The sequence below is a fragment of the Bradyrhizobium sp. 160 genome (assembly GCF_023073735.1).
In the GTDB taxonomy this organism is placed as follows: domain Bacteria; phylum Pseudomonadota; class Alphaproteobacteria; order Rhizobiales; family Xanthobacteraceae; genus Bradyrhizobium.
Genome location: NZ_JADPKD010000025.1, coordinates 43,047 through 55,549, shown reverse-complemented (window position 1 = coordinate 55,549; position 12,503 = coordinate 43,047). Strand labels below are relative to the sequence as shown.

The window sequence follows — 12,503 nt, the reverse complement described above, 5'->3', positions numbered from 1 at the left end:
GCGGATCTTTGAACCGCAGAGGACCTGAACTGAGTCGCTGCATAAAACCCCCGTTCTGACCGTGTCGCGAGGGGGTCAATTCCTCGTGTCGTCAGGGGGTCAATTTTCCACGTCGCCCGACACTCAGTAAACAACCGCAGTTTCAGGGCGCAGTATCCAGCCCTATGCTGGCCGGATGGAGCAAAGAGTACTTTTCAGGTGCCCACGCCGGGCATGAACGTGCAGCACCTGCTGACGGCACTGGAGCAGATCGGTCCCGACACTCATCTGCCGGTCGTTTGTCTGGCATGCTCCTCGGTCCATTTCGTGAATGCCTACACCGGCAAGCTGCTCGGCGGCCGCAGTGCTTCCGAAGTGCGGTGAGGGCGGTCGACTGGTGAGATCCGGGTGCTCACTCCGGCTTGGGTGCGCATCCTTTCCCGATGTAGTTCGTGTACCGTCCCTGGAAAATCCAGCGCCTTGGAGCGGTGATGTTTGCTGCCGCTGCCGGCGGTCTTCGTCAAGCCTCGCCGGCATCGGAGATGGCGCTCACGGCTGGCACTGTGCGGGGCAGCGGTAGCGTGCGTTGAAGATCGCGGCTGGCCGACGAAGGGTTGCCGAGCTTGGCATCGTATCTCGCGGGCAGCACCAGAAGCCGCTTTCGCGTGAACGGGTCGGCCTTACCGGCCAGATCGCGCGCCCGCTATGCAAAGCTGTGGAACTCAACATCCATGGTGTGCCCCAACTCAACGCTACCAGGATGCACTTAAGTACATCGGCCGCTCCGACGTCAAGGCGGGCGAGCAGTGGCCTTGCGCGGAATGTGCTGCGACGTGCTGTAACAGCCGATCTGGCGCGAGTAAGCTCGCTGTCGGCAGGGACAATTCACATGGCAGTCCTCCATCAGATGCGGAAGCAATGCCCGGCGTGCGGAGGGAGCGATGGATCTCCTGGCTGGCGAGGACGGGCACAACGAGCGCTACGTCTGCCGCCATAGCGAGGGGGACCCGCTACGCGATTTAGCCGCCTGCCAGTGCGGCCGACCATTCCCCTAAGGCCCCGAGAAGTGAGTGGTCGCACCGGGCCAGCAGATACGTTTCAACGGCCGTGAGCTGGGCTGGACGCGCGGCACGCGAACGGTTGTAAGTCCTATCGCACGCTGGTGATGCATGCCGGAAATCGGTGAGGCGCAGGTGTATTTTGGTCGCGCGCATGAGCTGGTGCGCTTCTTATGAGGCGCATCACCCCATAGGGAACAACGCCGGTGCGTCCGCGGGGGTCGTTCGCGACGTCGGGGGCGCGAGGGCGCTGTCTAGATTGCGCCTGCGCCTCTTTTTTGGATCGGTGACTTTTTCGATTTGAAGTAAGGGTGCACGCACCGTCCGCGAAATCGCTCGTCTGTCGGCGACCTGACAGTCTAGAGGGACAAGAGGCTACGAGACGTCTGGCGCTGGTCTTTGAGAGTCCGCCGTTTCTTTCTTTCGGTACGCCAGACTGCGACCAGAATGTCCCCGCGGTTGAAGCGGCATGCGGTCTCGACGCTTTTGTCGTGCGTCATCGCAGCGCGATTCATCCGTTTCGACCGAACATACAAACCACGCGCGTGCAAGCGCGGGCGGTGTGCAGTCGCAGAGAGAAGGAAGCTGGAGTATGCAGATTAGCGGCGAGCGCCGGGGAGAACCGACCTCAAGTCGGAATGAAGCTGAGGTAGACGCGCAGCCGAGTCCAAGCGATGCTCAGCAGACCAGAAAGATAACGATTCAACTTTCTGAGTGCATTTTTCAGCGACTCCAAGCCGCGACTGAGCGCGCTGGTATGGGCAAGAGCGTCGCCATCGAGGCGGCTCTTGAGCGCTTCCTGGATCCGGCGCCGCCTATAGAGGGCCTTGTTTTCGAGGCGATCGAGCGAACGAATGAGCAGGTGCTCAGTCTGCGGACGGACATCGCGATGATCGCGGAAATAGTGGCTCTCCATGTGCGACACCACCTCACGCTGACGCCGCCGATGCCGCCATCCAAGCATGACGAGGCGTGCGTACTCGGGCTCGAGCGCTTCAAGGCGTTTGCCGAGCAGGTCGATCGTCGCGTACGGTTTGGCCGCCCTTTGCTGCAGGAGGCAATTGATCGCTCGGGAAATTCCAGCCGATCCGGGTCTGAAATGGGAGGCGGAGCGTCACGCGCCGTTCGACGAGCGCCAGCTGAAGAAGAACCCCACTGTGTGGCCGTCGTAGGTGAAAACTCAGAGGCGTGTGCTGTCGCCGAGGAGGGCGGCAGCAATATCAACTTTCGACAGCTGCCAACGCCTTGTGTTAAAGCCAGTGGCCGCGTTCCGAGCAACACGCGCAGCGATGCCGCTGGGCTGATATCAGGCGAGAAGCCGGTCAACCGGGGTTGGAGCTGGCGGATCATCTCTTGCGTGTTCCTTCCCTTTGCCGCGGGATATTATCTTTCCTACCTGTTTCGGATGATCAACACGCTAATTTGTGGCCGCCTCGCGTCTGAATTGGAGCTTGGTACGGCCGATTTGGGGCTGTTGGGCTCGATCTACTTTCTGGTCGTTACCGGCAGCCAGATTCCGATGGGCATGCTCTTGGATCGCTTCGGTCCGCGCCGAGTCCAGGGTGCGCTCTTGCTGCTGGCTGCAGCAGGCGCTGCGCTTTTCGGATTATCGAGTGGATTTCTGTCGCTTCTGGTTGCTCGCGCGATGATAGCATTTGGCACCGCAGCTTCCCTCATGTCTGGCCTGAAAACAGTCGTGCTCTGGTTTCCGAGAGAGCGCGTGGCGCTCATCAACGGCTGTATGATCATGCTGGGTGCACTGGGCGCGGTAACGGCAACCGCACCAGCCGAGGCATTGCTTAATTGGATAGGCTGGCGCGGTCTATTTGAGCTGCTTGCCGCATCCAGTGCCTCCGCGGCCGCTTCGATCTATTTTTTGGTTCCAGAGCATGAGGCAACTGCGAAGAGCCCTCCAGGAACGGTCAGCCTGAAGACCGTCTATACGGATGGGCGGTTCTGGAGAATTGCGCCGATTTCTTCAACATGTATTGGGTCCGCGTGGGCCCTGCAGTCCTTGTGGGCAGCGTCCTGGCTGAACGATGTGGAAGGGTTGGATCGAACAAGCCTTGTCACACAATTGCTCGTCATGGCGATAGCCCTAAGCATTGGCGCATTGCTGCTCGGCGTGGTCGCCGATTCGCTGCGTCGGCATGGCAAGAACATTGAGACGTTGCTCGCAATCATAGCTGCTGTGTTCATTGCAGCCGAACTCGCGCTGATATTGCATCCGCCATTTCCGTCGCTACCGTCGTGGATCATTGTGGCGGTGGTCGGATCAGCAATCGTGCTCAGCTACGCGATCATCGGAGATTACTTTCCGGCCCAACTGATCGCGCGCGCGAACGGCGTGCTCAACGTTCTGCATTTCGGGTGGGCTTTCCTCGTCCAGTACGGGACGGGGTTAATTCTCGCGCAATGGCCGGCAAAGGACGGACACTACCCCTCAATCGCGTATCAGACGGCGTTCAGTATCAATGTTGTGCTGCAGCTGGTCGCCCTGGTCTGGTTCATCGCCCCTCGGCTCAAAGAGTTGATTTGGAAATCTGAGATCGCCCTCAAGCGCAAGTCGACGGGCCAAAGCAGGTCAGTTCACGTCATTATCCCGATCGCCGAAATGGTTATCCTGAAAACCGATCAAGATGTGGAGTGGTGAAGTCGGCCCTCTGCCTGACCCGCCTCGCCGGTCTACAGGCGCGTCAAGAACGTCCGGCCGACTGATTGCCTGAGAAGCTCCAAACAGCTGGTCGGATATGCGACATGCGTCACAAGGTCGACAGGAAAGATACGAAACATGCGTAATATCAATGAGCGCTGGCTGGCATGCGACTTGCTGTTGTTTTCCGCAGAGCCAGGTAAAGCGAATTTGAGCAATGACCAGTGTGACTGAGAGCGCAAGGCAAGTCGGTGCGGAGAATGTGCTGAGAGTCGGTTCGCCGGCTCCCTCCATCAAAGTTGAGGACTGGCTACGTGGCCAGCCCGTTACAACGTTCGAACCTGGGAAAGTATACATTATCGAGTTTTGGGCGACGTGGTGCGGACCATGTATCGCCTCGATGCAGAATTTGGTGATCCTGCAAAGCAAATACAGGAGCAGCGGAGTTGAGGTGGTGGGCATCGCGGCTCACGAACAAGCTTCGACGGCAGATGAAGCGCGAGCCAGCTTGGACGCTTGGTTGACGAAGAGCTTGCCAAATCTGAACTTCGCGATCGCATTCGACTACGCCGGCGAAATGAACAAGCTTTGGATGGATCCCAGCTTTTCTGTCGGGATTCCCTCGTCATTCGTGATCGATCGTGACGGCCGCTTCGCCCTTATCGGCCATCCGACGCAATTCGATAACGCGTTGCCCAAAGTTCTTGACGGCTCCTGGGCAGTGAGCGACGAAGCCCAAGCCCTGGATGCGGAGAGGATAACCAAGGGTCGACGCAGAAAGCGCGAACTATCGCAGAAGCGAGCGCTGGTGGAGCCGATCTTTGCCAGACTTGAAGCCGCCATGAACAGTAAGGATTGGGCGGTAGCCCTTTCAGGGGTTGAGGAGGCACTCGCTGCGATGCCGGACGAGGTCACCTTTCGTGGGCTTCATGCGGAATTGTTGCTTCACAAGATACGCGACATGCGGGCCGGCCTCGCGGTATTGCGCCAATTGGTTCGCGATGCGATCGACAAGAAATCCGTGGTTTGGATGAGCGTGGCCATCCGCCAGCTCTTCGACCCCGCGAAAGACTACTCCGGTTTTCCACATGCCGAGCGCTTTGCCATGGGCAAGGACCTCTCCGAACACATCCTGGCGGCGAATCCGCCCCAAGGCAGCGAGGGCGCGAAGTTTCTCTCGTACGGGGCGGTCGCTCGGTACTATTACGAGACCGGTAACAGGGATCGCGCGATCGAATTGGTCGAGGTGGCGCTGAAATGGCTGGATGCAGCGCCTGCCTCGGATGTAGCGAAACGGGATCTCGTGCAGTGCTCACTCCAGGCCTTGGCGAGCTACAGGAGTGAGAAGCTCTGTTACGAGGAGTGTTGTTCGACACCGCAAAACACAGCTCCCGAAAAGCCGCAACCGGGATCGCCAAGGGAGGCAGCGTGAGCAATGCTGCTGGCCATGTCTTCTCGGCCCTTGTGGTTTTGCGATCGACGTCGATGCCTTTGGGGATGTCGGGGCATTCACCTGAGGCGAGGATAGGATGAGTGAGGGGTGAACGCAGGCGAGCCGCACCACCACAACTTCTCTACGATGAATGTTTCTTCAACGTACGTCGCGATCCGGTGCGATAGCGGCGAGAATGCCTGTCCAGGTGAAGAGTGGTCGCGGGCTGCTAAAGGTGGCGTCTTATAAGATGCTGGTGGCATCTTCGAACAACCAAAAAAGATTGAAATGGGTGGTGACGTTGATGCATTCCAACTCTCAAGGAAGCTTTCTCAAGTTTTTATGGCTGGTTTCAGAAGGGATTCAGCACTTCGTTTCGCGTTGGCCACAAGCCCATTCGGGAGAGGCGGCAAACCCTGGCAACGGACGGGGTCGTTTAAAGCGGTCAGTGCCCTGTGCGCGCCGCGCTAAGGTAACACTGAGCCAAGCCGTGCCTTCATTGTCACCCCTCTTTGGTACCACGGCGCCGGGGCGAGCGTGATGCACAATCACCGCCAGCGCCGCTCTGTCAAAGCCGCCGCCCTGTTCCAGCCATCCGGCCCCTGGTACAATGTTCTTTATGTCCAGGTACTCATCGCGATCCTGATTGGCGTTCTCGTTGGTTGGTTGTGGCCTGCTGTGGGGACGAACAGCTGGGTCAAAGCGCTTGGTGACGGATTCATCAAGCTGATCAAAATGGTGATCGCGCCGATCATCTTCTGCACTGTTGTGTCCGGAATTGCGCATGTTCAGGATGCACGAAAGGTCGGCCGAGTCGGCGTCAAGGCGCTGCTTTACTTCGAGATCGTTTCAACCTTCGCGCTGATCCTGGGTCTCGTGATGGGCAATCTCGTTCAGGCCGGCCATGGGCTGGCTCCCAGGGCTGATGCCGCGGCGGTAGCCAACTACGTCAAAAGAGCGGAAGGGCAGAAGGCGGTCGATTTCCTCCTTAATATTATTCCGGATAGCGTAGTTGGCGCTCTGGCCCGAGGCGACGTGCTACAGGTGCTGCTGTTTGCCATCCTATTCGGGTTCTCGCTGATGGCGCTTGGCGAGCGGGGTGAGCGGATGCGCAGTCTGGTCGACGATGCTGCACACGCGGTGTTTGGTGTCATTAGGATCGTGATGAAGGCAGCGCCAATCGGGGCGTTCGGCGCCATGGCCTACACTATCGGCGAATTCGGACCGTCCGCGCTCGGTAAACTCATCGGCTTGGTTGCGCTGTTCTACGTGACAGCCGGGCTCTTCGTGATCATTGTGCTTGGTCTGGTTGCGCACTTGGTCGGTTTTTCTATTCTAAAGTTCATCGTTTACATCAAGGATGAGCTGCTGATCGTCCTCGGAACGTCGTCGTCCGAAAGCGCGCTGCCGCAGTTGATGGAAAAACTCGAACGGCTGGGCTGTTCCAAGCCGGTCGTTGGCCTGGTGGTGCCGACAGGATACTCTTTCAATTTGGATGGGACGAACATTTACATGACGTTGGCGACCTTGTTCATCGCGCAGGCGCTCGGGGTCGATCTCGACTTCGGCCAGCAGCTCACGATACTGGTTGTGGCGATGCTCACCTCGAAGGGCGCAAGTGGTGTTACCGGTGCCGGGTTCGTCACACTGGCCGCAACATTGACCGTGGTCAGTCCTGACCTCGTCCCGGGCATTGCGATCGTATTCTCGATCGACAAGTTCATGAGCGAGGTGCGCGCGCTTACCAACATTATCGGAAACGGTATTGCCGCGGTGTTTGTGTCGTGGTGGGAAGGCGAACTCGACCATGTCTCGCTACACGCGCAGCTCAAGTAGACCTGCGATCTCAGCTCGGCCATTGCGGACTAGAAATCACTCTTTGAATGTCTGCATTCTGGGGGGCAATCGTCGTGCAGTACAGGGCCAGTCTGATTCCAGGGGGAATGGTGCAGGGTCATTACGCTCACGGTGGTGCACCAGACCAGCGTCGGCATTGGTACCTGCGGCAGCCCGCCGGCTGATGTGGTTCATTATCCCGGGTTTGACGTCCTCCAAAAGCGGGAGCTCAATCGTGCCTACGCGCGGCAGCGACAGTGGTTCGATTTCTCGCCTCGCCGTCGAGGGGTCGGCGCGTCAAGCCGGCGCTCTTTTCAAATGTTCCTTTTTCTACGCTAGACTTCGAACGGCATATTCCCTTTGTTGCGGTAAGACACGACCTATCTTTTATTTGCCTTCAGATGAGGGCGCCGAAGCGGCCTCAGCAGCTTGGGGCAAATCGTGGCGATCCATTCTTTTGATTCAGAAGCGAACTTGCGCGGAGCGCGTATGCTGCGTACCGCGTTGGGGCCCGCCATCGCATGGTTTTTGGAAGATCCGGCAATCGTCGAGGTGATGCTCAATCCCGACGGCCGACTGTGGATCGACCGACTGTCGAGCGGCCTTACGGATACTGGCAAGAATATATCCCCTTCTGACGGAGAGCGAATCATCCGCGTGGTGGCTCACTACGTGGGTGCCGAGGTTCATCCCGGGAGCCCACGGATTTCTGCCGAGCTGCCCGAGACGGGGGAGCGATTCGAGGGGCTGCTGCCGCCGGTCGTGGCCGCGCCAACATTTGCGATCCGAAAGCCGGCGGTCGCCGTGTTCAGCCTCGAGGATTACGTCGCAGTCGGCATTATGACGCCGGATCAGGCCGGTGCATTGAGGGATGCAGTTTGCGCGCGCAAGAACATTCTGGTCGCCGGCGGCACCTCGACCGGCAAGACGACACTGACCAATGCCCTTCTCGCCGAGGTGGCTAAAACGACTGACCGTGTCGTTCTCATCGAAGATACGCGCGAGCTTCAGTGCTTGGCGCCAAACCTCGTGGCGCTCCGCACGAAGGATGGCTTGATCTCGCTCTCCGACCTGGTCCGTTCGTCGCTTCGTCTGCGCCCCGATCGAATTCCCATTGGTGAGGTGCGCGGAGCCGAGGCGCTCGATTTGCTCAAGGCCTGGAGCACCGGACATCCGGGCGGAATCGGCACGATCCATGCCGGAACGGCGCTCGGGGCGCTACGCCGACTCGAGCAGCTAGTCCAGGAAGCTGTCGTCACAGTCCCCCGGCCGCTTATCGCCGAAACAATCAACGTAATCGCGGTGCTCAGCGGCCGCGGCGCCGAACGCCGCTTGAGCGAGCTCGCCCGCGTTACCGGCTTAGAAGCATCAGGCGATTACAGCCTTTCTGCAATTGGAGACCGATCATGACGATGCCTTCATCTCTCCGCCGCGCCAGCATTCCGGCCACGGCAATTGTGACCCTTTGGCTGAGCAGTATCCCGGCGTGCGCCGCTGGCTCAAATATGCCGTGGGAGCAACCGCTCAACCAGATTTTGCAATCGGTCGAGGGTCCCGTCGCCAAGATTATTGCGGTCATCATCATCATTGTCACCGGGCTCTCGCTCGCATTTGGCGACACGTCTGGTGGCTTTCGTCGCCTGGTTCAGATCGTGTTCGGTCTGTCCATCGCCTTTGCGGCATCAAGCTTCTTTCTGTCTTTCTTCTCCTTCGGCGGCGGCGTGGTGATCTAATGGAGGAGCCTGTCGCAGGCTTTATCGCGCCCGTGCATCGTGCGCTCACCGAGCCTATCCTGATGGGCGGTGCGCCGCGCGCCGTGGCGATCGCCAACGGCACGTTAGCGGCGGCACTCGGTCTTGGGCTGCGCCTGTGGGTTGCCGGCCTCCTCCTCTGGTTCGTCGGCCACATGGCCGCCATCTGGGCCGCAAAACGCGATCCCGATTTCGTGGAAGTCGTGCGCCGGCACGTCCGTATTCCAAGCCACCTCAGGTCCTAGAGTTGCCTATGATGAATCTTGCCGAATATCGCCGTTCAAACACGCGCCTTGCCGACTTCCTGCCTTGGGCGGCCCTGGTCGATGAGGGCGTCATTCTCAACAAGGATGGATCCTTTCAGCGAACGGCCCGGTTCAGAGGGCCGGATCTCGACAGCTCAGTGCCGGCCGAGCTTGTTGCTGTCGCAGGCCGCCTCAACAATGCGCTCCGTCGCCTCGGATCGGGGTGGGCCGTCTTCGTCGAGGCGCAACGGCATTCGGCAGGACGCTATCCGCCGGATACATTCCCGGACGTCGCCTCGGCGCTGGTGGATGCGGAGCGGAAAGCGCAATTCGAGGAGGCCGGCAGCCACTATGAGTCGAGCTACTATCTGACTTTCCTCTATCTGCCTCCGGCAGAGAGTGCGGCCGTGGCGGAGCGCCTGCTGTACGAGGGCAGCCATCGCGCTGCGGGAGCGGATGCGCGCGAGGTGCTTGCCGGCTTTGTCGACCGGACCGGCCGCGTCCTGCAGCTCGTCGAGGGTTTCATGCCGGAATGTGGCTGGCTCGATGACGAGCAAACGCTGACCTACCTGCATTCGACGGTCTCGACCAAACGGCATCGCGTGCGCGTGCCAGAAATTCCGATGTATCTCGATGCGTTGCTTGCCGATCAATCCCTGACAGGAGGTCTCGAGCCCATGCTGGGCGAGGCGCATCTGCGCGTTCTGACGCTCGTGGGCTTTCCGACCGCGACCACGCCCGGAATTCTCGACGACCTGAACCGGCTGGCATTCCCGTATCGCTGGTCCACGCGGGCGATCATGCTCGACAAGACAGATGCCACAAAGCTCCTCACCAGGATCAGGCGGCAATGGTTTGCCAAGCGCAAGTCGACCGCGGCGATCCTGAAGGAGGTGATGACGAACGAGGCCTCCGCGCTTCTGGATACCGATGCCCACAACAAGGCGATGGACGCCGACAGTGCGCTCCAGGAATTGGGCTCGGATCAGATCGCACAGGTCTTCGTTACGGCAACGGTCACGGTCTGGGACGGGGATCCTCGCGCAGCCGACGAAAAGCTCCGCCTCGCCGAAAAGGTCGTCCAAGGCCGCGACTTCACCTGCATGGCCGAGACGGTCAATGCCGTCGAAGCCTGGCTCGGCAGCCTGCCGGGACAAACTTACGCAAACGTCCGCCAGCCGCCGGTCTCGACCCTGAACCTCGCCCATATGATCCCGCAATCTGCCGTATGGGCCGGAGAGGTCAGGGATCACCACCTCAACGCGCCCCCATTGTTCTTCGGTAAGACTGAGGGTTCCACGCCATTCCGGTTTTCGCTGCATGTCGGAGATGTCGGCCACACCATGGTCATCGGGCCGACGGGCGCCGGTAAGTCGGTGCTGCTCGCGCTCATGGCGCTGCAGTTCCGCCGCTATCGCGAGGCGCAGATCTTTGCGTTCGACTTCGGAGGCTCGATCCGCGCATCGGCCATCGCCACGGGGGGCGACTGGCATGATCTCGGCGGCGCCCTGGAATCCTCAGAATTCGTCTCGCTCCAGCCGCTTGCAGGCATCGACGATGTCGGCGAGCGAGGCTGGGCATCCGACTGGATCGCATCGATCCTGACGCGCGAGCGGATCGAAGTCACCCCTGAGACCAAGGATCATGTCTGGTCGGCGTTGACCTCACTCGCCTCGGCACCAGTTAAGGAGCGGACTCTGACTGGGTTCTCCGTTCTTCTGCAGTCCAACGCTCTCAAGCGCGCGCTGCAGCCCTACTGCCTCGGTGGTCCATACGCCCTGTTGCTCGACGGCGAATATGAACGGCTGGGTGAAGCCTCCGTCCAGGTGTTCGAGACCGACGGATTGATTGGGACCTCTGTCGCGCCCGCAGTTCTGGCCTATCTGTTTCACCGGATCGAGGACCGCTTTGACGGCCGTCCGACACTGCTCATCATCGACGAAGGCTGGCTTGCGCTCGATGACGCCGATTTTGCCGGCAAGCTCCGCGAGTGGCTCAAAACCCTCCGCAAAAAGAACGCCTCGGTCGTGTTTGCGACCCAATCGCTTGCCGATATCGATGGCTCCAAAATCGCGCCTGCCATCATCGAGAGCTGCCCGACCCGCATCCTTTTGCCAAACGATCGCGCCATCGAGCCGCAGATCAAGGCGATTTACCGTCGCTTTGGGCTGAACGACCGGCAGATCGAGATCCTCGCCCGCGCCACTCCGAAGCGGGACTACTACTGCCAATCGCGCCGCGGCAACCGCCTGTTCGAGCTCGGACTTGGCGAAATCGCGCTCGCCTTCGCGGCCGCCTCGTCCAAAGCCGACCAGGCTTTGATTGATCGGGTGCTTGCCGAGCACGGAAGGGACGAGTTCGTCACCGGCTGGCTCAAGGCGCGCGACCTCGGCTGGGCCTGCAATCTCATTCCGCAGTTCGCCAAACAAGGAGCGCTCTGATGAGCTGTATCCGCCCGCTTCTGGCAGCAAGTATCATCGCCATGACCATGATCCAAGCGCCCCGCGAAGCGAAGGCGCAGTGGATCGTGTTCGATCCCAACAACTACGTTCAGAATGTGCTGACGGCCGCGCGTGAGCTGCAGCAGATCAACAATCAGATCACTTCGATCCAGAACCAAGCGCAGATGCTGATCAATCAGGCGAAGAACCTGGCGAGCCTGCCTTATTCATCCTTGCAACAGCTCGAGAAGTCGATTCAACGCACCCAGCAGCTACTCTCGCAGGCGCAGCGGATTGCCTACGACGTCCAGCAGATCGATCGCGCGTTTTCCACCACCTATGCGCCGGCATCGGCGAGCATGTCCGATGGGCTCCTGGTCGCAAATGCCCAAACACGCTGGCAGAACTCAGTTGCCGGGCTGCAGGACGCCATGAGGGTCCAAGCGAGCGTTGTCGGCAATCTCGACGCCAACCGCATCCAGATGTCCGCCCTCGTGACGGCGAGCCAGGGCGCAGCGGGTGCGCTCCAGGCAAGTCAGGCCGGCAACCAGCTCCTTGCGCTGCAAGCCCAGCAGCTTGCGGACCTTACGGCGACTGTTGCCGCGCAAGGTCGCGCACAGACGCTCGAATCCGCCCAACGGGCTGCAGCGCAGGAGCAGGGTAGGGAGCAGCTGCGGCGCTTTCTCAATCCGGGCCAAAACTATCAACCGACAACCGTGCAGATGTTCCACTGATCATGAAAATACGATTTGAACGACTACCTGTCGCGGCAGCAGCTGGTCTTGCTGTCCTGTTGGTTGCCGCCTGCGCCATTCGCCTGCGCACCGACGAGAGCGCGACCCAGTCTTCCGTCTCTCTAGCCTCAAAACCGGATTTGACCGCAGCAAAGCTCGAGCAATGCCGTACCGTCACCTACGAGCAGAAAGACGCTCTGCCTGAATGCCAGAAGATCTGGGCCGAGCAGCGCAATCAGTTCTTAGGCGGAAGCAGGTCAATTGATGGTTCGCATAGCCGGACCGGCGCGGCGCCATTCCCCTCTCCAGTCCCGCGTAAAGACGAAGGTCGCCTCCCGTCCGGCTTTCCCTCCATTCCGAGCCAAAGCGAGTGA

At 60.0% G+C, this 12,503-nt stretch carries 10 protein-coding genes; all 10 read left to right on the top strand.

Annotated features, from left to right (window positions below; translation table 11 throughout):
• Positions 1 to 213 precede the first annotated feature (213 nt).
• The 10 genes from IVA98_RS09590 (at position 214) to trbK-alt (ending at position 12,503) form a co-directional block, all read left to right on the top strand.
• Positions 214 to 363 (top strand): hypothetical protein, encoded by a 150-nt coding sequence (locus IVA98_RS09590; protein ID WP_247278021.1) that lies wholly within the window; start codon positions 214 to 216, stop codon positions 361 to 363.
• Between the two features lie 1,431 nt (positions 364 to 1,794).
• A complete protein-coding gene (locus tag IVA98_RS09585; RefSeq protein WP_524536365.1) occupies positions 1,795 to 3,690 on the top strand; it encodes an MFS transporter in 1,896 nt (631 codons plus the stop codon).
• Between the two features lie 217 nt (positions 3,691 to 3,907).
• Positions 3,908 to 5,122: a TlpA disulfide reductase family protein gene (locus tag IVA98_RS09580; protein WP_247354783.1), complete on the top strand. Its 1,215-nt coding sequence runs from the start codon at positions 3,908 to 3,910 to the stop codon at positions 5,120 to 5,122.
• A 540-nt stretch (positions 5,123 to 5,662) separates the two neighbouring features.
• Complete coding sequence (locus tag IVA98_RS09575) at positions 5,663 to 6,958, top strand: C4-dicarboxylate transporter DctA (protein WP_247278019.1); 1,296 nt, start codon at positions 5,663 to 5,665, stop codon at positions 6,956 to 6,958.
• Between the two features lie 489 nt (positions 6,959 to 7,447).
• Positions 7,448 to 8,368 carry a P-type conjugative transfer ATPase TrbB gene (trbB, locus tag IVA98_RS09570; RefSeq protein WP_247305784.1) on the top strand — a complete coding sequence of 307 codons (921 nt, stop codon included), beginning with the start codon at positions 7,448 to 7,450 and terminating at the stop codon, positions 8,366 to 8,368.
• On the top strand, positions 8,365 to 8,691 hold the full coding sequence (locus tag IVA98_RS09565; RefSeq protein WP_458309325.1) for a TrbC/VirB2 family type IV secretion system protein: 327 nt from the start codon (positions 8,365 to 8,367) through the stop codon (positions 8,689 to 8,691). Before trbB ends, IVA98_RS09565 begins: the two co-directional genes overlap by 4 nt.
• The gene (locus IVA98_RS09560) at positions 8,691 to 8,954 is read left to right on the top strand and encodes a VirB3 family type IV secretion system protein (RefSeq protein WP_247278017.1); all 264 of its coding nucleotides are present in this window, start codon (positions 8,691 to 8,693) and stop codon (positions 8,952 to 8,954) included. Before IVA98_RS09565 ends, IVA98_RS09560 begins: the two co-directional genes overlap by 1 nt.
• An 8-nt stretch (positions 8,955 to 8,962) precedes the next feature.
• Positions 8,963 to 11,395, top strand: coding sequence for a conjugal transfer protein TrbE (gene trbE, locus IVA98_RS09555; RefSeq protein ID WP_247354781.1), 2,433 nt, complete (start codon positions 8,963 to 8,965; stop codon positions 11,393 to 11,395).
• Positions 11,395 to 12,129 carry a P-type conjugative transfer protein TrbJ gene (trbJ, locus tag IVA98_RS09550; protein WP_247305790.1) on the top strand — a complete coding sequence of 245 codons (735 nt, stop codon included), beginning with the start codon at positions 11,395 to 11,397 and terminating at the stop codon, positions 12,127 to 12,129. Before trbE ends, trbJ begins: the two co-directional genes overlap by 1 nt.
• A gap of 2 nt (positions 12,130 to 12,131) precedes the next feature.
• The gene (trbK-alt, locus tag IVA98_RS09545) at positions 12,132 to 12,503 is read left to right on the top strand and encodes a putative entry exclusion protein TrbK-alt (RefSeq protein ID WP_247305793.1); all 372 of its coding nucleotides are present in this window, start codon (positions 12,132 to 12,134) and stop codon (positions 12,501 to 12,503) included.

What these genes read in the sequence shown, in the direction of transcription:
- IVA98_RS09590 (WP_247278021.1), top strand. Translation starts at nt 214, where the DNA reads ATGAACGTGCAGCACCTGCTGACGGCACTGGAGCAGATCGGTCCCGAC.
- trbJ (WP_247305790.1), top strand. Translation starts at nt 11,395, where the DNA reads ATGAGCTGTATCCGCCCGCTTCTGGCAGCAAGTATCATCGCCATGACC.
- trbK-alt (WP_247305793.1), top strand. Translation starts at nt 12,132, where the DNA reads ATGAAAATACGATTTGAACGACTACCTGTCGCGGCAGCAGCTGGTCTT.
- IVA98_RS09585 (WP_524536365.1), top strand. Translation starts at nt 1,795, where the DNA reads ATGGGCAAGAGCGTCGCCATCGAGGCGGCTCTTGAGCGCTTCCTGGAT.
- IVA98_RS09580 (WP_247354783.1), top strand. Translation starts at nt 3,908, where the DNA reads ATGACCAGTGTGACTGAGAGCGCAAGGCAAGTCGGTGCGGAGAATGTG.
- IVA98_RS09575 (WP_247278019.1), top strand. Translation starts at nt 5,663, where the DNA reads ATGCACAATCACCGCCAGCGCCGCTCTGTCAAAGCCGCCGCCCTGTTC.
- trbB (WP_247305784.1), top strand. Translation starts at nt 7,448, where the DNA reads ATGCTGCGTACCGCGTTGGGGCCCGCCATCGCATGGTTTTTGGAAGAT.
- trbE (WP_247354781.1), top strand. Translation starts at nt 8,963, where the DNA reads ATGATGAATCTTGCCGAATATCGCCGTTCAAACACGCGCCTTGCCGAC.
- IVA98_RS09560 (WP_247278017.1), top strand. Translation starts at nt 8,691, where the DNA reads ATGGAGGAGCCTGTCGCAGGCTTTATCGCGCCCGTGCATCGTGCGCTC.
- IVA98_RS09565 (WP_458309325.1), top strand. Translation starts at nt 8,365, where the DNA reads ATGACGATGCCTTCATCTCTCCGCCGCGCCAGCATTCCGGCCACGGCA.